Source organism: Collinsella sp. CLA-ER-H11, assembly GCF_040092445.1.
GTDB lineage: Bacteria > Actinomycetota > Coriobacteriia > Coriobacteriales > Coriobacteriaceae > Collinsella.
The window spans coordinates 182,527-202,970 of the sequence record NZ_JBBNLN010000002.1 but is presented as its reverse complement, the minus strand read 5'-3'; the positions used below and the strand labels follow the sequence as shown (position 1 = coordinate 202,970).

Annotated in this window: 16 protein-coding genes and 1 riboswitch; of the genes, 9 read left to right on the top strand and 7 right to left on the bottom strand. The window is 59.9% G+C overall.

From position 1 onward, the window contains the following. Positions 1-25: 25 nt before the first annotated feature. The gene (bsh, locus tag AAAX35_RS02455) at positions 26-991 is read right to left on the bottom strand and encodes a choloylglycine hydrolase (RefSeq protein WP_055310022.1); all 966 of its coding nucleotides are present in this window, start codon (positions 989-991) and stop codon (positions 26-28) included. Positions 992-1,235: 244 nt separating this feature from the next. After that, positions 1,236-1,655, bottom strand: coding sequence for a peptide deformylase (locus tag AAAX35_RS02450; protein ID WP_138375320.1), 420 nt, complete (start codon positions 1,653-1,655; stop codon positions 1,236-1,238). Between the two features lie 193 nt (positions 1,656-1,848). On the opposite strand from AAAX35_RS02450, the gene AAAX35_RS02445 reads away from it, so the two are divergent. The 4 genes from AAAX35_RS02445 to AAAX35_RS02430 all read left to right on the top strand — a co-directional run bounded on the left by AAAX35_RS02445 (position 1,849) and on the right by AAAX35_RS02430 (position 8,002). Further along, positions 1,849-3,159, top strand: coding sequence for an NCS2 family permease (locus tag AAAX35_RS02445; protein WP_349116630.1), 1,311 nt, complete (start codon positions 1,849-1,851; stop codon positions 3,157-3,159). 207 nt (positions 3,160-3,366) lie between these two features. Continuing rightward, positions 3,367-5,145: a hypothetical protein gene (locus tag AAAX35_RS02440; RefSeq protein ID WP_349116629.1), complete on the top strand. Its 1,779-nt coding sequence runs from the start codon at positions 3,367-3,369 to the stop codon at positions 5,143-5,145. A gap of 271 nt (positions 5,146-5,416) precedes the next feature. After that, on the top strand, positions 5,417-7,129 hold the full coding sequence (locus tag AAAX35_RS02435) for a hypothetical protein (RefSeq protein WP_349116628.1): 1,713 nt from the start codon (positions 5,417-5,419) through the stop codon (positions 7,127-7,129). Between the two features lie 207 nt (positions 7,130-7,336). After that, positions 7,337-8,002: an alpha/beta hydrolase-fold protein gene (locus AAAX35_RS02430; RefSeq protein ID WP_349116627.1), complete on the top strand. Its 666-nt coding sequence runs from the start codon at positions 7,337-7,339 to the stop codon at positions 8,000-8,002. Between the two features lie 61 nt (positions 8,003-8,063). Here AAAX35_RS02430 and AAAX35_RS02425 read toward each other — a convergent pair whose 3' ends face one another. The 4 genes from AAAX35_RS02425 to AAAX35_RS02410 all read right to left on the bottom strand — a co-directional run bounded on the left by AAAX35_RS02425 (position 8,064) and on the right by AAAX35_RS02410 (position 12,624). Beyond that, positions 8,064-9,398 carry a uracil-xanthine permease family protein gene (locus AAAX35_RS02425; RefSeq protein ID WP_349116626.1) on the bottom strand — a complete coding sequence of 445 codons (1,335 nt, stop codon included), beginning with the start codon at positions 9,396-9,398 and terminating at the stop codon, positions 8,064-8,066. Between the two features lie 121 nt (positions 9,399-9,519). After that, positions 9,520-10,653 carry a 5-methyltetrahydropteroyltriglutamate--homocysteine S-methyltransferase gene (locus AAAX35_RS02420; protein ID WP_349116625.1) on the bottom strand — a complete coding sequence of 378 codons (1,134 nt, stop codon included), beginning with the start codon at positions 10,651-10,653 and terminating at the stop codon, positions 9,520-9,522. Between the two features lie 155 nt (positions 10,654-10,808). Further along, positions 10,809-11,705, bottom strand: a complete 897-nt coding sequence (locus AAAX35_RS02415) for a LysR family transcriptional regulator (RefSeq protein ID WP_253056567.1) — start codon at positions 11,703-11,705, stop codon at positions 10,809-10,811. 10 nt (positions 11,706-11,715) lie between these two features. Then, entirely contained in the window at positions 11,716-12,624 is a 909-nt protein-coding gene (locus AAAX35_RS02410) for an HAD family hydrolase (RefSeq protein ID WP_349116624.1), read from the bottom strand. Between the two features lie 93 nt (positions 12,625-12,717). Next, a riboswitch (TPP riboswitch) is annotated at positions 12,718-12,828 on the top strand. A gap of 51 nt (positions 12,829-12,879) precedes the next feature. Here AAAX35_RS02410 and thiM point away from each other — a divergent pair. Genes thiM through AAAX35_RS02395 form a run of 3 tightly spaced genes read left to right on the top strand, consistent with a single transcriptional unit; the run spans position 12,880 to position 14,756 of the window. Then, entirely contained in the window at positions 12,880-13,719 is an 840-nt protein-coding gene (gene thiM / locus AAAX35_RS02405) for a hydroxyethylthiazole kinase (protein ID WP_349116623.1), read from the top strand. Positions 13,720-13,722: 3 nt separating this feature from the next. Next, positions 13,723-14,064 (top strand): thiamine-binding protein, encoded by a 342-nt coding sequence (locus tag AAAX35_RS02400; RefSeq protein ID WP_349116622.1) that lies wholly within the window; start codon positions 13,723-13,725, stop codon positions 14,062-14,064. Next, complete coding sequence (locus AAAX35_RS02395) at positions 14,061-14,756, top strand: thiamine phosphate synthase (protein ID WP_349116621.1); 696 nt, start codon at positions 14,061-14,063, stop codon at positions 14,754-14,756. The genes AAAX35_RS02400 and AAAX35_RS02395 overlap by 4 nt, the downstream gene beginning before the upstream one ends. 101 nt (positions 14,757-14,857) lie before the next feature. Here AAAX35_RS02395 and AAAX35_RS02390 read toward each other — a convergent pair whose 3' ends face one another. Continuing rightward, positions 14,858-15,727 carry a patatin family protein gene (locus AAAX35_RS02390; RefSeq protein WP_349116620.1) on the bottom strand — a complete coding sequence of 290 codons (870 nt, stop codon included), beginning with the start codon at positions 15,725-15,727 and terminating at the stop codon, positions 14,858-14,860. A gap of 323 nt (positions 15,728-16,050) precedes the next feature. Between AAAX35_RS02390 and AAAX35_RS02385 the strand changes: the two genes are divergently transcribed. Next, positions 16,051-18,768 carry an EAL domain-containing protein gene (locus AAAX35_RS02385; RefSeq protein WP_349116619.1) on the top strand — a complete coding sequence of 906 codons (2,718 nt, stop codon included), beginning with the start codon at positions 16,051-16,053 and terminating at the stop codon, positions 18,766-18,768. A 128-nt stretch (positions 18,769-18,896) separates the two neighbouring features. Continuing rightward, complete coding sequence (locus tag AAAX35_RS02380; RefSeq protein WP_349116618.1) at positions 18,897-20,426, top strand: diguanylate cyclase; 1,530 nt, start codon at positions 18,897-18,899, stop codon at positions 20,424-20,426. Positions 20,427-20,444: the final 18 nt, after the last annotated feature.

Genomic DNA, 20,444 nt, shown 5'->3' with positions numbered 1-20,444 from the left:
CTTTGCATTGCAGTAAAGCTAACGGCTACGAACGACGCGGCTCGGGAACCACGAGCCTATCGGGGCTCGCGCCCTCGGCATCCATCAGGCTCACGTAGCGAATCGACGGATCCCCATACATCGCGTAGTAATAATTGCCCGTGCGCGCGCTAAAGCATCCGGTGTAGATAGTCTTCTCGAACTTGCCATCGCCCATCCTGGACGCCCCCTCGATCATCACCACGCCCTCGAGCGAGCGGAACATGCGGACGACGTTTTCGGTCTCGCTCTCCTTTTGCGGGTAATTGGCATTGAGGTACGCCGCCTTTACAAAACGGCTCGGCGAATAGCAATCGCCCGGAATGCCGCGCATGCCGGCACCCGCGCCATAGGGCTTGAGCTCGGCGCCACGCCATGTCGCCGTCTGCGGAAAATCGCTTGTGGCGGTGATATAGGTGCGGAGGTTTTCCATGTGCCACGGGAAGGTCGGCTGGTTGGCAAGGGTGTCGACCGGATCGTCGTATACATGCAGGCCATCAGCCATCATCTCGACCACGATGCTGCGCTGGCTGTCGCCGATAATCCAATGGAGCAGCGACACGCCCAGCCCCTCTCCTGCAGATTTGGCGACAATCACCGTGTCGCGCAGCGCGGCCTCGACCTCATCGACCGTCGAGAACGTCGCTGCCACCCACAGGGGAAACTCATAAGCCGCGATATTGGTCTTTCCATCAACCGGCCCCTCGGCATACTCGGCATAACCCGGGAAATTGAGGCCCGCCACGGCGAGGCCCGCATCGTTGCCGCAATCGAAGAACATAGGGTAGTTCTTGTAATCGATGCACATACCGATCACCGCGTGTGCCGCTGTCGCGTCGTCGATAAACGAATACGGAATGTGGAACCCGCGCGGCATCACGCGAACCTGTTGGCCGTAGTCAAAGCTCCAGTCGAGATTGCGGCCCAGATACATGTGGCCAGAATTATCGGTAAATCGAATACTCGTGCACATAGCGCCTCCTAGCTTTACGTTCTTGCTAAGGTTATTGTCACCAAACAAAAAGGCGCTAAACACAAAAGCCCGGACATGACAACAATGTCACGCCCGGACTATTCAAGCTGGATAAACTCAACCAAGTTAACCCCGCAGGTCGTCTAAGGGGTCAAAGTGCCGCAGATTGCCACGAAAGAGGAGCGCCGCGTACTAACGGTACGCAAGCGACGATTGAGCGGCAAGGTGCGGTGCTTTGGTCCCCTTAGACCAACTTGCCGAGACAGTGGTCGATCATATGCTGGACCATTTGCGCCTCGAAGCCGACGAAGTCCTGCTTGCGCTCGCGCATCTTGCCGTCGACGATCACGTCATAAGCGACCTTGCACTTGATGTAGCGCGTGGACTTGGTGACCTCCTCGTGCGTCAGGCAGCTCTCCTCCATCTTGCTGGCGCCCAGGCCAAACACCAGACGGGGGTTGTAGAGCACGTGGGGCTCGCCGGCATCGTCCAGGTAGACGCAAACCTTCTTGGTAACGCCAATCTGGTTGGCAGCAAGGCAGCCGGCATCATCGAGTGACTTGATGGTATCGATCAGGTCCTGAGCAACCGACTCGTCCTCGACGGTCGCAACCTCGCAACGCTGAGACAGAATAGCCTCGTCGTGGCAGAGCTCTTTAATCATACGTTCCTCCATAGGGGTCGTTGTAACCGCTTAAGTATACGGTACCCACACATTTTCATGCGAAAAATACCGTCCGTCTGCTACAAAGCGCCGAACATCAACATGCGAGGAACAACAGCGTCGTAAAGGGGCTATAGTAGTTGAGTTCGTGTCAATCGGCCTAAACTCGGGGCCGAACAAGGAAAGGGTATGCATGGACGAACTTTTTCACGTCAGTGAGCGCAAGTCCACAATCGGGACCGAACTCCGCGCTGGACTGACAACATTCCTGGCGATGGCCTACATCATCGCCGTCAACCCCGCGGTGCTCTCGGGCGCTGGCATCGATGCGGGAGCGCTCGCCTGCGCCACCTGCCTGGGCGCCGGCATCATGACCATCTGCATGGGCATCTTCGCCAACCGCCCGCTCGCCTGCGCGTCGGGCTTAGGCGTCAACGCGATGATCGCCGGAATCACCACCACCGTCTGCGGCGGTGACTGGCACGTGGCCATGAGCGTCATCTTCCTTGAGGGTATCGTCATCTTGCTGCTCGTGCTTTGTGGCCTGCGCGAGGCCATCATGGACGCCATCCCGGTTGTCCTGCGTCACGCCATCTCGGTGGGTCTGGGCCTGTTCATCGCCATGATTGGCCTATGCGATGCCGGCATTATCACCGCTGGCGCCGGTACACTCGTCGGTCTGGGCGACATCGCCTCCCCCACCTTTATCGTCGGCATCATCTCCATCGTCGTGACGGTTGCCCTGGCTTCCCGCAACGTGCCGGGCTCGCTGCTCATCGGCATCATCGTCGCCGTTATCGCCGGTATCCCGCTGGGCGTCACCCACGCCCCCGAGGGCCTCATCGCACCGCTCGACTTCTCGAGCATCGGTGGCCCCATCGCCGACGCCGGCGGCGTGCCCGCCATCGTCAAGGTCCTTACCGACCCCACGCTCCTCGTCATCTCGTTCTCGCTGCTCATGAGTGACTTCTTCGACACCATGGGCACCGCGATGGCCGTGGCCAAGCAGGGCGAGTTCCTCACCGACGACGGCAACGTCGAGAATATCAAGGAGATCCTGATCGTCGACTCCGCCGCCGCTGCTGTGGGCGGTTTCATGGGCGTCTCCTCCATCACCACCTTCGTCGAGTCCACTTCCGGCGCCGCCGACGGTGGCCGCACGGGCCTCACCTCCGTCACCACCGGCGTGCTGTTCATTCTCGCCGCGTTCTTCTCCCCCATCGTCACCATCGTTTCCAGCGCCGCCACCTGCGGTGCTCTGGTCTACGTCGGCTACCTCATGATGAGCGAGGCCTCCGAGATCGACTGGTCCGACGTGTCGCAGGGTTTCCCGGCGTTCATGATTGTCGCCGGCGTGCCCTTCACCTACTCCATCTCTGCCGGCATCGGTCTGGGCTTTATCGCCTACGTGATCGTCGCGCTCTTTAAGGGCGAGGCTTCCAAGATCAAGCCGCTCATGTGGATCGCAGCCCTCGCCTTCCTCGTCTACTTCTTTGTAGCGTAGCGGCAAAGCTGCCAAAGCAGAACACCAAAGCGCGGAGTCGCATCGAGCGGCTCCGCGCTTTTCTTTTAAAGCCAGGCAACGCACGGGCGCGCGATGTATTGCTTCCCGAGTTTTGGACATTTTGCCCTCCAAACGGCACTACCGACGACTACATCCTGCAGATATGCTGAATGTAATCGCATAGGCCCTATGAGGATGGGAGTAACCATGGCCGCCTTGTTCACGACCCCCAAGCGCAATGACAAAACCTCTGGAGCCCATTTTGTCGAGCCCGACGTGCGCCGTCACACGCTGCTCGCACACGGCAGCTGGCGCCGCGTGACACGCCGCATCGTCGTGGGCGCCGTGTGCGCGCTCACGGCAAGCTCGCTGCTCATGCCGAGCGTCTCGCTCGCGGCCGAGTGGGTCAACGTCGGCGGCACTCAGTACAACACTGCAGCAGGCGACGAGGCCGGCACCTGGGCCTGGGACGGCGCCGACGACATGAAGCTCAACGGCTATGACGGCGGCGCGATCAATGCTGCAGGCAAGCTCAACATTGCGTACGAGGGCAAGAACACCGTGAAAACCGAGCCCGATTACACCGGAGCCGCCATCAAAGCGCAGGATGGCAATAGCCAGAAAGCAGAGTTGAACATAACGAGCTCGAATAGCACGGATGAGCTCAATGTGACAGCCGAGGCCGATGCAATTAAATCCACAGGCGACCTCTCCATTTCTGGCCCAGGCACCGTGAACACCACAAGCACTACTTCCGACGGAATTGAGGCAAAGGGCGATCTCTCTATCGCGGGCTCGGGCACCGTGAATGCAACGGGCGGTACCGAAGGCATCCAATCCAAGGGCAAGACCACCATCGATTCCTCTGGCACAGTGATCGCTAAAGGAGGCGAAGGCTACGGCATCACCGCGGGCAGTGACCTCATCATAAAAGGCGGTGGCAAGGTAGAAGCAAGCTCGATAGAAGAAGCAGCGATTTGGGCTAAAGACGGCATCAACATCTCAGGCGGCAGCCGGGTCAAGGCGAACTCCGAGGGAGATCTTGCCGTCGACACTGAGGGCAGTCTCGCGGTCACGAACGCCTCCCTTGACGCAAGTGGTGTTGAATATGGCGTCTATGCCTACAAGGGCGTTACGCTCGATCACGCGACCGTGACGGTCCGTACAAGCGCGAGCGGCGGCCAGGCCATCGCCCTCATCACTGACGGGGACGACATCGTCATCAAGAATGGTTCCATCGTGGACGCGTTCGCGGAAGGCAAATTCTCGGTTGCAATCTCTACCAGAAACCACCAGCCAAACGTCGCTGGCGGCCACATCTACATCAGCGACTCCGTTGTTAAGGCTATAGCCCGCTATGTCGAGACCGGTGGCGATGGCCCCGATCACTACAGCAACGACCAAAGCGGCGCGGTCATCCCTGAGCCTAGGGGTCTGAACATCGGTATCTTCGCCCAGACCTACGAGGGCATCACGCCCGCGAGTATCTCGATCGTCCGCAGCAAGCTCACGGCTGAGGGAGACACGGCGGCAATCTTCGCTCTTGCCATAAGCGAAGATGGCAAGGCGATCGGCACCATCAAGATCGAAGGCGCTCCCATCCAGGCGCCCGCAGGCGGCAAGATCATTAACTATCGCTACGAAGAAGAGTACGGCTCCAGCATCTCCTACGAGGCGGGTCAAACCATCGGCACGGGCGACGCCACGGTCGACTCCCCCTACGACGAAGCTGTCGCCAAGAGCACGGTCATCGTGCCTCCCGAGGAGACCAAACCCGAGGAGAAGCACGGCGAGACCAAGCCCGAGGGTTCCAAGTCCGAGGGCACGAAGACGACCAAGACCGTTGCAGTTGCAGCCACGGGAGCCAAGACCACCGGCAAGCTCGCGGCAACCGGCGACGCCTCGAACGCAGCCATCGTGGCAGCCGCCCTTGCAGGAACAGCCGCCATCGCCGTGGGCGCCGTGGTGAGCCGCAAGCGCTCGTAAACACTTTTTCGCACGGGACGGGTGGATCGCGGCCCTTGCCTTCCTCGTCTACTTCTTCGTAGCGTAAGGGCAAGGCTGCAAAAGCTGAACAATAAAGCGCGGAGTCGCCATGCGGCCCCGCGCTTTTCTTTTAGCGCCGGTCCCTGCGCCGGCGTGCGGCCTATTTCTCCCCCATTTTGGCCATTTTGCCCTCCAAACGGCACTACCGCCGGCAACATCCAGCAGATACGCTGAATCTAGTCGTATAGGCCCTATGAAAACGGGAGCAACCATGGCAGCCTTGTTCACGACCCCCAAACGCAATGACACTACCGCCGGAACCCATGTTGCCGAACCCGACGTTCGCCGTCGCATAGGACTCGCGCACGGCAGCCGGCGCCGCGTGACGCGCCGCATCGTCTCGGGCGCCGTGTGCGCGCTCACGGTGAGCTCGCTGCTCATGCCGAGCGTCTCGCTCGCAGCGGAATGGGTCAAGGTCGGCGGCAACAAGTACAACACCGCGGCGAGCGACGAGGCCGGTACCTGGTCGTGGGACGGCGCCGACGACTTGAAGCTCAACAACTATAACGGCGGCGAGATCCAGGCCGCAGGCAAGCTCAACGTGAATTACTCGGGAACCAACATCGTCACTGCCGAATGGATCGAAAGCATCAACGTTTCTCATGGCACTAACGAGAATGCCGAGCTCAATATCCAAGGCGACGAGGGCGGCACGCTCAGCGTGACATCTACTGAGGACGCTATCCTCTCCACGGGTAATATCAACATCGACGGAGCCGGATCCGTCAACGCCACGAGCACTGGGTTTGATGCCATCAATGCCGGAGGTGATCTCGCTATCAAAGGTTCGGGCAACGTCAACGCCACGGGTGCATCGGATGGCATCAGGGCAAACGGCAATATCACGATTGACGACAGCGGAGCCGTCACCGCCAGGGCTACCAAGGACAAGGGTATTGGAGCCGACAAGAACCTCACCATCAAGGGTGGCGGGACGGTCAAGGCAAGCTCCGAGAAAGACGCTGCCGTCGAGGCCAAGGGCAGCCTCGCAGCCACAAACGCCTCCCTCAACGTAAACGGTGTTGAATATGGCGTCTATGCCCACAAGGGCATCACCCTCGATCATGCAAACGTGACGGTCCGTGCAAGTAAAGGCAGATACGGTGGCGCCAACGCCCTCTTCACCTACCAGGACGACATCGTCGTCAAGAACGGCTCCACCGTGGACGCGTTTGCGGAAGGCGAGGTTTCGGCTGCATTCTCCACCAGAAACGATCGACCCAACGAGAAGGGCGGCCACATCTACATCAGCGACTCCGTTGTCAAGGCCATAGCCCGCTATGTCGAGAACGGCGACGGCCCCATCCCCTACAGCGAAAACCAAGATGGCGAGACGAGGCGCGAACCCCAAGGCGAGAACATCGGCATCATCGCCCAGACCAGCGAGGGCGTCACACCCGCAGTCATCTCGATCATCCGCAGCAAGGTAACGGCCGAAGGAGATACAGCGGCAATCTTTGTCCGTGCCATGAGCGCTGACGGCAAGACAATCGGCACCATCAAGATTGAGAACGCCGCCATCCAGACGCCCGAAGGCGGCAAGGTCATTGACTATCGCAAGCTCCGTGACGGCATCTACGAGGCAGGCCAAGCCATCGGCACGGGCGACGCCACGGTCGACTCCCTCTATATCAAAGCAGTCGCCAAAACTACGACCATCGCACCTCCCGAGGTAGCCAAGCCGGAAGACCCCAAGCCCGACGAGACCAAGCCCGCAGAAAGCAAGCCCGCGGAGTCCAAACAGAACCCCAAGCCTGAGGGCTCAAAGCCGACCAAGGCCGTTGCGGCTTCAACCACGAAAGCCAAGACTACCGGCGTGCTCGCGGCAACCGGCGACACCTCGGGTGCGGCCATCGTGGCAACCGTCCTTGCGGGAACAGCCGCTATCGCCGCAGGCACCATGGCGAGCCGTAAGCGTTCTTAAACGCCTCTGCGCACATGGCAGCTCCCGCGAAGGCCCCGAGCCCCAGCACCGTTTAACAACGCCACCGCCGAGCTCCCCTCCGGCGGTGGCGTTTTCCATATGAGTCCGCAGGGGATGCACGAGATTGTCTTTGGTCTAGCCCAACCGGCATACGCTGGCGTGCGACAATTGGGGCTGCCGATATCACAACACTGAGAGAAGCCCGTCATGGAAGCGCATCAAAAGCAGATAACCGTTTATTCGAATCATACGGAAAGCGCGCCTGTCATCTACCTTCCTGTGGTCGTGGGCGACGGCAGCGAGGTTTATAAGTGTTGCCGAGAGCTCGACTGTCCGCCATTTACCCTCGTCGCCATTGGCGGTCTCAACTGGAATCGCGAGCTGAGCCCCTGGGAATGCGACGGAACCGTACGCGATGCCGAGCCTTTCGGCGGCCAAGCTGCCGGTTTTCTTGATGAGCTGCTGAATCAGATAATCCCCCAGGTCGAGTCGTCGCTTCATCAGCCGCCCACCTGGCGCGGCATTGCTGGCTACTCGCTGGCAGGCCTCTTTTCGCTTTGGGCCCTCTGGCAAACCAATGCCTTTGACCGCGCCGCAAGCGCATCGGGATCCCTGTGGTTTCCTGGCTTTATCGACTATGCGCACAAGCACGCTATGGCAGTTACGCCCGACGCCGCCTACCTGTCGCTTGGCAAAAAGGAGACCAAGACGCCCAACCGCATGATGCGGCATGTACTCGACGACACACGCGCGATGGAAGCGCTGCTCGTCGAACGCGGTATTCCCACGACGCTGGAACTCAACCCCGGCAATCACTTTGCCCAAACCGACTTGCGCATGGCCCGCGGCATCCACTGGATACTGACGCATTAAAAATGGTGCCCACACGCATATACGCATGGACACCATATCTTGTTTTAGCTGAACGCAGCTGCTACTCAGCAGCCTCTTCAAGCTCGGAGACATCAAACTCAAAGTCGTTACCCGGTAGGATGGCGTTGAGCACGATGCCAACCAGCGAGCCCACGGCAATGCCGGACAGTGAAATGGTCACGCCGCCCAGCTCCAGCACGATGGCACCGGCGGTGCTATAGGCAATGCCGAGTGAAAGCACGAGCACCAGAGCTGCCACCAGCACGTTGCGGTTGTTCTGGAAATCGACCTGGTTCTCGATGAGGTTGCGTACGCCCACGGCACTGATCATGCCATAGAGCACGAGCGACACGCCGCCGATAACGCATGCCGGCATGGCGGCGATTACGGCAGCGAACTTGGGGCAGAACGAAAGCACGATGGCGCAGCACGCGGCAATGCGAATCACGCGCGGGTCGAACACGCGCGTCAGGGCAAGCACACCGGTGTTCTCGCCATACGTCGTATTGGCGGGAGCGCCAAAAAGCGATGCCAAGATGGTCGCCAGGCCATCGCCGAGCAGGGTACGGTGCAGACCGGGATCGGCAATGTAATTGCGTTCGCAGGTAGAGCCAATGGCGGAGATATCGCCAATATGCTCGATCATAGTTGCAAAGGCCAGCGGCATGATGGTGATGATGGCCGTCGTAGCAAGACCGCTATCGAACTGCGGTCCAAAGAGCGCAAACACGGTGTTGTTCCACACGATGGGCAAACCGACCCACGGCGCGGCGGCAACGCCCGAAAAATCGACCTCACCCAACGCGGCCGCAACGGCATAGCTCACCACGACGCCCAGCAGGATCGGCACGATCTTGACCATGCCGCGGCCCCAAATATTGCAGATGACGATGACGGCCACAGCGACAACAGCAACAAGCCAATTGGTCTGGCAGTTGGCGATAGCAGAGCTTGCCAAGATCAGGCCGATGGAAATGACGATGGGGCCGGTCACTACCGGCGGGAAGAAGCGCATGACACGCTTGGCGCCAAACGCGCGGAACAGGGCCGCCAGCGCCGGATAGAGCAGGCCGGCGCAGGCAACGCCCAGACAAGCGTAGGGCAAAAGCTCGGCCTCGCCGTTGGGTGCGATGGCGGTATAACCCGCGATAAAGGCAAACGACGAGCCCAAAAATGCCGGCACCTTACCGCGCGACAAGAAGTGGAACAGCAGCGTGCCCAAGCCGGCAAACAAAAGCGTCGCCGAAACCGAGAGACCGGTGAGCACGGGCACCAGCACGGTGGCGCCAAACATGGCAAACAGGTGCTGCAGACCGAGCAGGAACATGCGCGGGCGGCCGAGCGACGATGCGTCGTAGATGGCATCGCTGACGGCGGGCGTCGAGGACTGGGACATGGATGTCCTTTCGAATGGAAGGGCGATCAGGCATATCGGATAACCTGCCCGAACGATACGATCCGAATCATTGTACGTGATATATGCCGCCCCGCACGCACCGTCCCCGCAAACGGTACTGCTACTTCCAAACGCGCTCAGCAATGCGCTTGACCAGCGCGATCTTTGCCCATTGCTCGTCCTCGGTCAACTTGTTGCCAATCTCGCAGCTGGCAAAGCCGCACTGGGGCGACAGGTACAGGTTCTCGAGCGGCACGTACTTTGCGGCTTCGCGGATGCGCTCGACGATAACATCCTCGTTCTCGAGCTCTGCCGCCTTGGTGGTTACCAAGCCCAGCACGACCTTCTTGCCCGGGGCAACGTACTTGAGCGGCTCAAAACCGCCGGCGCGCGGCGTATCGAACTCCAGGTAAAATGCGTCGACATCCTCGTGTGCGAACAGGTACGGCGCGATGGGGTCATAGCCGCCCTCGAAGGCATAGGTAGAGTGGTAGTTACCACGGCACACGTGCGTGTTAATGACCAGGTCATCGGGCTTGCCCTCGATGGCGGCGTTGTTGAGCGCCACGCCCAGCTCGCTTACCTTTTGCAGGTCGACCGGGCTCATGCCGGTTTTGGCGACAAAATCGGTATCGCAGTAAATGCCCCAGGTGCAGTCATCAAACTGGATGTTGCGGCAGCCTGCTGCGTACAGGTCGGCGATCACCGTGCGATAAGCGGCTGCAATGGCGTCGGCAAGTTCCTCATCGGTCTTATAGACAGCGCGCAGGCTCTCCTGCTGGCCGTCGCAGCGATCGAGCGTGACCTCAGAGAACGTCTGGATCGGCGCCGGGATGGTTTGACGCGCGACCTGGCCCTCGCCCTCAAGTGCCTTGACAAACTTAAAGTGCTCGACGAACGGATGGTTCTCGCCGCTGATGGGGCCGGTCACCACGGCGGTATCGGCCGTGGTCTCCTCGTCGTGGAACATATAGCCCGTACGCGAGGTACGGCGTTCAATGCCGTTGAGCCCCCACATAAAGTCGAGGTGCCAGTAACTGCGGCGGAACTCGCCATCGGTAATCACCTGCAGGCCAGCGGCCTTTTGCTTGTCCACCAAATCGCGAATGGCATCGTCCTCGACGGCCTTAAGCCCCTCGGCATCAAGCGTGCCCGCGGCGTAGGCGGCACGGGCGTCCTTTACGGCCTGCGGACGAAGAAAGCTGCCGACGATATCGGCGCGAAACGGCGCGTTCGGTTGAATCGAAGTGCTCATAGATATCTCCCTTTGCATTGGTTGCTTTACCGAGACAGAGTATGAGCGCTTATATGGCCATCGTAAAATATACGTTTATGACAGTTTGATATAGATGCTTCCTATATCAGTCTGGACTGCCATAAAGAGATTTGACCCGCGCGGAGCACAGCAGCCTAGATATGCTGACGAATCGCATCGATATAGGCCTGCCCGTAGCGCGTAAGTGTCGTGTTCTTGCGCGTGATGATGCCGATCTCCATGTACTCGTCCACATCGAGCGGAATCGAGATAATACCGGGGCCGTTAAGTTCATGGCTGATCACGCCCGAACACACCGTGTAGCCGTTGAGGCCCATGGCCAGGTTGAACAGTGTCGCACGGTCACGCACGCGGATATTCTTGCGGCGCTCAAAGGTCGAGGTCAGCTCCTCGGAATAGTAAAACGAGTTGTAGCTGCCCTGCTCATAGGACAAAAACGGATAGTCCTCGAGATCCTCGAGTGTCACGCTGGCGTGGTCCGCCAGTGGATGGTCGGCGCACACGAAGACATGCGGCGCGGCGCAGAAGAGCCCTTCGAATACGAGCTCGTTGGCCGCCAGCATGCGCTCGATGACCTCGCGATTGTGCTCCGACAGATACAGGATGCCGAGCTCGCTTTTCATATGCGCGACGTCCTCGATAATCTCGTGGGTCTGTTCCTCGCGCAGGGTAAAGTCGTAGCGCGCGGCATCGAACTCACGGATCACATCGACAAACGCATTAACGGCAAAGGAATAATGCTGGCAGCTCACACTAAAGTGCGGCACCTGCTCGGACGCGCCCTTGTACTTGCCTTCGAGCAGATCGGCCTGATCGAGCACCTGGCGCGCATAGCCCAAGAAGGTCTCGCCTTCCTCGGACACAATGACGCCCTTGTTGGTGCGCTCAAAGATGTGCACACCCATCTCGTTTTCGAGATCGCGAATCGACGCGGTAATCGAAGGCTGCGACACAAAGAGTCGGCGCGAGGCCTCGGTGATGCTGCCGCATTCGGCAACTTTGACGACATACCTGAGCTGCTGAAGCTTCATGGCTTTCTCCCTAGACGTTCGTGATGCCAAGACCCGCCGCGTCCATCTGACGCATAAACGGTGGCATCTCCCCCGTCGCGGCGCAGGCGGCAATCTGATGCAGAGCCCCGGCGACCGCATCGTCTGCCGCAGCGCCGATATGCCAGCGCGCGGCAGCCGTGACGGCCTCGTTGGCATTGGCGACTGCAACGGAGTTGGGAACGGCATCGATCATGGGCAGGTCGTTATCGGAATCGCCAAATACGGCCACCTCGTCGGGCGCCAGGCCCAAAGCGCGCGCCAGCTCCAGCGCAGCGCAGCCCTTGTCCCAACCGGCCGGAAGGATGTCGAACAGGCGCACACGATTGTTGGGAAACACAAGCGAGAGTTCCGGCACCTCAGCGGCAACGCGCTCGCGTAGCTCCGCGAGCTCCTCACGCGAACGGGCACTCCAGATATTCGCCTTAAACACCGGCGCGTCATCAACGACGGGACGGCACGGGGCCTCTTCGCCTTTGAGCCACGCATTGCCGCCCGACTCCATAGCGCGACGCACGCGCTCGGGATCGCTCGTCACGCAGTAGGCATCGTTGCCCCAAAAGTCATCGCCCAGGCTATAGACCTTCAGATAGGTATCGTCGGTCTCTTGCTCAAGATAGTCGGCAAGACGCATGAGGGCACCGTTGTCGCTCGCACGGGAGGCAACAACCTCGCCGTCGACAAACATCACCTGGCCGTTACAGAACGCGCCAGTCGAAAAACACTCGGAACGATTTTTGAACATCCAGCCCATCGCGGACGGCTGACGACCCGAAACCGGACCAAAGTGCAGACCCGCCGCCTGCATGGCATGAATACCCTCGATGGCGTAGTCGCTGGCTCCGTCATGCCCGGCTGGAATCAGCGTATCGTCCATATCGGTCAGCACAAGTTTAATCATAAGGCCCCCATTCGTATCGGTCCTACCTATTGTAACGACCTGCCAAAATAAACCTGTCCCTTTTTGGCAGGTGCGTTAGTATAGGGAACAACAGATTCGATGCGGGAGTGCCGGTGGTGCAAACCACAAGGCTGAGAGGGCATAGGGCCCAATCCTTTGAACCTGTCAGTTAATGCTGGCGTAGGGAGCATGCCGCCTTTACAGGGGCGCTGTCTATGCACAGCGCCCCTTTTCTATGCCAAGGAGGCATGTGCAGTGATTGATTCGGAACAGCTTAAGCAGAATGTGGTCAAGGCCGTGGAGGAGATTCGCGCCACCAATCCGATGGCCGGCTCCATCACCAACACGGTGACGATCGACTTTGTCGCCAACGCGCAGCTCGCCGTGGGCGGTTCGGCCGCCATGGTCTATCTGCCCGACGAGGGCGAGGCGCTCGTTGCCGGCGGCGGCGCCATCTATCTCAACATGGGCACGCTCTTCCCCATCTACGAGCAGACGATTCCCCGCGCGGCCAAGGCGGCACACGACGCCGGCAAGCCCTGGGTGCTCGATCCAGTGGGACTAGGTATCGGTAGCCTGCGCACCCAGCTGGTAAACGAGCTCAAGCAGTACAAGCCCGCCATCGTACGCGGCAACGCCTCCGAGATCATCGCACTCGCCGGCCTGTGGGGTCTTGAGGGCGAGGCGGCCGATCTGAGCCGCGTGCGCGGTGTCGATACCACCGACACGGTAGACGCCGCCCGCGATGCCGCCGTGGCGCTCGCCCGCTACACCGGCGGCGCCGTGGTCGTCTCGGGCGAAGTCGACCTGATCACCGACGGCACGACCGTGGCCAAGTCCCACGGCGGCAGCCCACTCATGTCCAAGATCACCGGCTGCGGTTGTTCGCAGGGCGGCGTGCTGGCTGTGTACGCCTGCGCTGCCGATCCGTTTACGGCCGCCGTCTGCGGTACCGCCGCCTACAACGTTGCCGGCACGCGTGCCGCCGCTGTCGCCGATGCCCCGGCAAGCTTTAAGGTCGCCTTTATCGACGAGCTCTACCGCGCAACCGCCCAGGACATTGCCGATAACCGACTCGAGCTCGAGGAGGCATAAGCCATGTCCGAGCCCGCAACCAATGCCGGCATGAACACGCTCGTCGCCGTGGCCATCGCCCCGTGCGGCACCGGCGATGAGCTGTCCGCCGAGGTCGCCGAGGTCGTGCGTGTTATTCGCGAGAGCGGCCTTCCCAACCGCACCACCTCGATGTTCACCGAGATCGAGGGCGACTGGGACGAGGTCATGCAGGTCGTGCGCGACGCAACCTTTGTGTTGGCGAGCAAGGGCATCCGAACCGAAGTCGTGCTCAAAGCCGATATTCGACCCGGATTTACCGACACCATGAGCGGCAAACTCGAGCGCATGGAAGCGCAGATCAAAAAGCAGGAGGAAGCACGATGAGCATCCGCAACAACCTTGATATCTCGGCCTATCTGGTACTCGGCCCCGAAAACACCCTCGGGCGCCCCGTGGGCGATGTGGTGGCCCAGGCGCTCGATGCCGGCTTTACCTGCATTCAGGTGCGCTCCAAGGTGGCAAGCGCCCGCGAAATCATCGCGCTGACCGGCGACGCCGCGCAGGCAATCGCACAGGCTGGCAAGACCGGTCAGGTCGCCTTGTTGATCGACGACCGCCTGGACTGCGTACTCGCCGCGCGCGAGCAGGGCATCGCCGTCGATGGCGTACACGTGGGCCAAAGCGATATTCCCGTCGAGGTCTGCCGCAAGCTGTTGGGCCCCAACGCCATCGTGGGCCTTTCGGCCCGCTGCGAGGAGATGCTCGAGTACGTCAAGACCGCCGACATGAGCTTGGTCGACTACCTGGGCATCGGCCCACTCCACGAGACCGAGACCAAGCGCGACTGCGGACGCGCAGCCGATGGCTCTATCATCACCAAGAGCTTTGAAGACCTGGCTGCCCTCCATGCGGCAAGCCCCGTGCCCATCGTGGTGGGCGGCGGCGTCAAGACGGCCGACCTGCCGCAGCTCAAGGCCACCGGCGTCAACGGCTTCTTTGTGGTGAGCGCCGTCTGCAGCGCCGATGACCCCCACGCCGCAGCCAAGGAGCTCGTCGACACCTGGCAGCAGGCATAAGTCTAGGCCGAGCAGTTGCCCTGCAGCCTCATATCTTCAATAACGGAAAGCGCATCCCAGTTTGGACGTCCATTCTGGGATGCGCTTTCCGCATGCGCCCCTTACCCCGCCAGATACGCTTCCAACGCCGGCAAAGTCGCCTCCGCATCGTGGCGGCCGATCTGATAGATGCGCTCGAGCTCATCGGGTTCGCGGCACAGTGACGGCACCTTCACCGATTCGCTCGGACGCACCACAAAGATATCGCCGGCGGCCTCACGACGTGCCAGGTCATCGAGCGTGGCATTGTAAACCTCATGCCGATGCTCAAGCGCTGCGACAAACTCCGGGTAGTGACGGAACACGCGACGCAGCATGGGCATCACGCTGTTGGGCTGCTTCACAAAGCCTGCCGGCTGCGTGAGCACCACGATATTGCGGTCATACCCCTGCGCAAACAGCCATGCACTGGGAATGGAATCAGCCACGCCACCATCCAGATACTTATGCCCGTCAATAGCAACGGGACGCGTCGCCACGGGAATCGCCGACGATGCCCGGATCCACTCGATATCGCGCTCGTCGCCATAGGGCAGGTCGTGGTAGACGGCCTTGCCCGTCTCGATATCGGTGCACACGCACGTAAACCGCATGGGACAGGCGCGATACGCCTCCAAGTCAATGGGATCGCGCTCGATGGGCACCTCGTGATAGGCAAAATCGGCATTGAACATATCGCCGGTCCGCAGCCAGCTTGCTACACCCGCATAGCGCTTATCGGCACAATAGGCCTTGTTATAGCGAATGGCACGGCCGATCTGGCGCGATTTAAAGTTGTAGCCAAACGCCGCGCCCGCCGAGACGCCCACCATATGGTCGCAGGTCAAACCGTGCTCCATCCAAACGTCGAGCACGCCCGCCGTATACATACCGCGGTAGCCGCCTCCCTCGAGTGCCAGCCCCACCGTGCGCGTCGTATCCGGCTGTGCCATGCGACCATCTCCGTTCCTGCGTTTAAAACCGGAACAAGTATACACGTCAACATATATCGTCTCAGTCGCATTTTCATCGAACATCGCATCGTCGCGCTACCGCCTGTCGAATAATAGCCGCCCACAGCATGTGCACCCATATATAATTCTGCACTGTTGTTTATACTACTCAGCAGTTATCAACAGCGAACATTAGCCGGTAAATTAACCCAACAACGCAGCAAGGCGGGGGCCTGGATACACGCAAAGCGCCGAACAACAACGCGTGTGCACAACGAGCTCGCCCGACGCAATTCGCCCGACCTCAGAAAGCCGCTTACGACATGGATACTGTCAGCAATTACACCGAAACGCTCGAAAAGACCGTCCGCGACCTTCTCGAGCGTCAGGAGGATCTGATCAGGACCGCCTTTACCGACCAGCTTACCGGGCTTGGCAACCGTGGCGGCTTTGCCCGTTCCCTCGAGGAGCTCTGGGAGCAGGACACCCCCGTTACCATGGCGTTCATCGATATCGACAATCTCAAGCACTGCAACGACGTCTTTGGCCATGACGAGGGCAACCGCTATATCTTGCAGGTAAGCCTCTATCTTAAGCTGTATATGAAAGTAGACGAGGCGGCATTTCGTCTGGGAGGCGACGAGTTTGCCATCCTGTCTACGATTGCGACCGAAGACGACCTCGCCGAACGTCTGGAACACTGCCGAACGGTCCTGCTCAAAAACAACGATTCCGAGATGCCCCGCTCGTTTAGCTACGGAGTGGCACACGCCGACCCCGCCCTGGGCGAAGCCTCCAATCGCATGACACTCGATGCCGACCATCGCATGTACGACTACAAGCTACGTCATGCCATGCACCTCGATCGGCGCAATATCACGCAAGTCCACGCCGACGACTTCGAAATAAGCGATCGCGTTTTCGACGCCTTTTCGATGCTCAACGAGGGCCGTTATTTCTTTATCGAGAACTTGGACAAACATCGCACCCTTTGGTCACAAGGTGCCTTGCGCGATCTTGGCCTTCCCTCAGAGCACATAAACAACTGTCGCGATTACTGGAAAACGCGCGTCCATCCCGACGACCTTGAGGCCTGCGTCAACGACATCGACCAAGTCTACAACGGTACCAAGCACCGTCGCGTCATGCAGTATCGTGTGCGCAACGCCGTCGGCGACTACGTCCTTTGCCGTGCTCGCGGGTTTCGTATCGACGGCGACGGAAATGTCCCCTCGCTCTATGTCGGCGAGCTCGTCAACCACTCACTTGCCGAAACCGTCGACGCCGCCACAGGCCTCGGAACGCAGCGCATGCTGGTCAACGCTATCGATACCTGCCGCCTTGACCGTTGCAAGACAGGGCTTATAGCGGTGCGCGTTCGTGGCACGACAAAGCTCAACGAGCTCTACGGGGCCGAGGCTGTCGACAACATGCTTGCCGAATACGCAGGCCGCATGCTGTCGATCACCCGCGGCAGGAGCAGGGTCTACCGTTCACGTAGCGTCCAGTTCGTCGTGCTCAGCAACGACCTGGACCACGAGGCATTCGAGCAACTGACCCGCCACCTTAAAGAGGCCGTTTTCGCTCCTGTGCAAATCGCAGGCGACACCATTGCTCCCGTCTGTCTTGTCGTCCCGACCTTTTACGAACGCCTGGACTCCCAAGCATCGACTGTTTTGGGCGAACTCGATCGTCGCCTTCGCACGGCCGGCGGACTTGTTCCCAACGACAGTCTGCCCATACCCGAGATGGAACGCAAAGGCGCCGTCGCCGAGCACCTCGACATGCTCACAGGCCTCTACCGCCCCAGCGAGTTTATGCGCCGTGCCAATGCCTTCATCAAGGCAAGGCGCGACTGCGCTTGGTGTATCGCCACCGTCGACATGGGCCACATGCGCCTATTTAACGAATGGTATGGACAGGCCGAAGGCGACCGTATGCTTGCCGATGTGGGCACGGTGCTCAAGGATATCGAGAACGCCGACATGGGTGTCGCGGGATACTGGGGACAAGACGACTTTTGCGTACTCATCCCCTTTGAGCACATCACCGTCCATCAAATCTACAACCGCGTTCGCGAGGCAGTAGCCAGGCATGATGACGGCGTAGGTTTTTGGCCGTCCATGGGCGTCTACCCCATCGATTCCAATGAGGAGATCACCATCGATGCGCAGGCAAAGGCCATGTTTACCAATCGGCGCGCAAAAAACGACTTTAAGGAGCGCATTGCCATTTTTTGCCCCGAGGAGTACAAGCGCGAAATCGTGTCCAACCGCACGCTGACCGAATTCCAGTACGCGCTGTCAAATGGTCGCATCACGTACTATCTTCAGCCCCAGGTCGATATGGAAACCGGCGAGATTATTGGCGCCGAAGCACTCACCCGCTGGATTGACAAGGACGGCTCTCTCATTTCGCCCGCAACGTTTATCCCCGCACTCGAGGAAAGCGGCTTTGTAGTGACGCTCGACAAATATGTTTGGCAGGGCGTCGCCATGTGGCTCCGCGAGCGCCTCAATCGAGGACTTCGCGTGGTTCCGATTTCCCTCAATGTGTCGCGCGTAGACATTCTTGCCTGCGATGTCGCCGAGCATATGGGGTCGCTCGCCGCCCAGTACAACCTGCCGCCCGAACTCATGCACATCGAGATCACCGAGACCGCCTATACCGGAGAGTCCGAGGCCGTGGATAAGCTGACCGCGGATCTGCACACCCGTGGCTTCTCGACCTACATGGACGATTTTGGCACCGGCCAGTCCACGCTCGCGATGCTCAAGAACGTCAACGTCGACGTCATCAAGCTCGACCGCACCTTTGTGCCCACCGACCGCGATCAAGGCCGCAGCGCGCAGATCGTGTCATCGATGCTCGAGATGGCGCAGTCGCTCCATCTGCCCGTCGTGGTTGAAGGCGTCGAGACAAATGAGCAGGCAAACATGCTACGACAAATGGGCGCCCGCTACGCTCAGGGCTTCCTCTACTACCGTCCCATGCCGGCGAAGGATTTTGAGGCATTGCTCGATGGTGGCAATAACAACTGATACGCTCGCGCGCAAAACGCCACCGCCAAGCGGGGGGATTTGCCTCCATTAGCCAACTTATATCCCCAACTCAAACCGAATTGGGGATATGATACAAACCGCTGTTCCGTCCAAGGAGGGTATCCATCATGAACGAGTCATATCGCCTGGGCGAGCAATCGATTATTGCCTATCTTCAGCGACTTGCGAATGGCATCTCGACCGCCGAACTCGATGTTGCCGCGCTGCCCGCTGGGCTACGCGCCGTTGGCGAGCAACTGCAAAAGACGCACGCCATCCTGCAACAAGAGCGCCGGCTGCTTGAGAGCAACGCCTATATCGACCCGCTCACCAACTTGGGCAACCGCAGCGGACTCGACCGTCACGTCGAGCAACTCTGGCACAAAGGCGACCCCTTCACCTGCGCCTATATTGACATCGACCATCTCAAACATTGCAATGATAGGTTTGGCCACGCCGAAGGCAATCGCTATATTCTGAGCATCTGCCGCACGCTCTCCGAAACCATGGAGCACGATGAGATGCTGTTCCGTATCGGTGGAGACGAGTTTGTGCTTATCTCGCCCTCCGCAAACGAGACTGAACTCGAGCAGCGCTTGGAGCAGGTACGTGCCGGGCTGATCGAGGCGAGCTCAGGCGGCAAGGCGCCCATGATCGGCAGCTTTAGCTTTGGCTGCTCGCGCGTCGATCCACTTGCCGGCGACACGCGTCGCCAGATGACGATGGATGCTGATCGCAAGATGTATCGCTATAAGCTTATGCATCGTGTGCAGCAACCGAAAGACAATGACGCGCCGCAACGCCCAATCGTCGATCAGCTTCCCTGCAACGACCGGGTGTTCCAAGCGATCTCCATGAGCTCCGAGACGCGCTATCCGTTCATCCTTAACCTCGATACGGGCGAATCGCAATGGTCGGTTAACGCCGTGCGCGATTTTGACCTGCCCTCCCAGCATCCTTTTAATTCGGTCGATATGTGGCTTGCCCGCGTTCATCCCGAGGACCGCGACAACGTACGCGCCGAGCTCGACATGGTGATAAACGGCACGTGGCACTTCCACTACATGCAGTATCGCGTAATGGATGCCACCGGAAAATACGTGCTTTGCGACTGCACGGGCTACCGCTTGGACGGCACCGATACCGAGCCCAGCATGTATGTGGGCATTATCGTCAACCGAAGCCTAGCGGATACGACCGATTCCGTGACCGGCCTGGGCGATGTCCACGCGCTGGTCAACGCTATTGGAGAGATGCGCCGTGTGCCGCACGAGGCAGGCTTTATTGCCATTAAGGTCGACGATATCGCCGAGGTCAATGCCCGCTTTGGATTCGATGCAGGCGACCGCGTGCTCGCCGAAAGCGCCGCCTGCCTCATGGATTGTTCGCGCGGCAAGGGCCGCCTGTTCCGCTCGACGGGGCCGATGTTCGTGGCACTCTTCGATGAGCTCGGCCCCGAGGCAATCGACGATATTGCAAGCGACATCGAACGGTTCCTGGGCTCTCCCGTGCTCATCGGCTCGCTTGAATATCAGCCGCCCATTCGCGTGGCGACGCTTCATCTCGACGGCGTCGACCGTCAGCCCGTTTCCATTTTGAACGAGCTCAAAGCGTTGCTCTGGAAAGCCGTGCAGGTGCCAGGTACCAAACTGGATTAGCGCCGTGCCCGCGCCGCC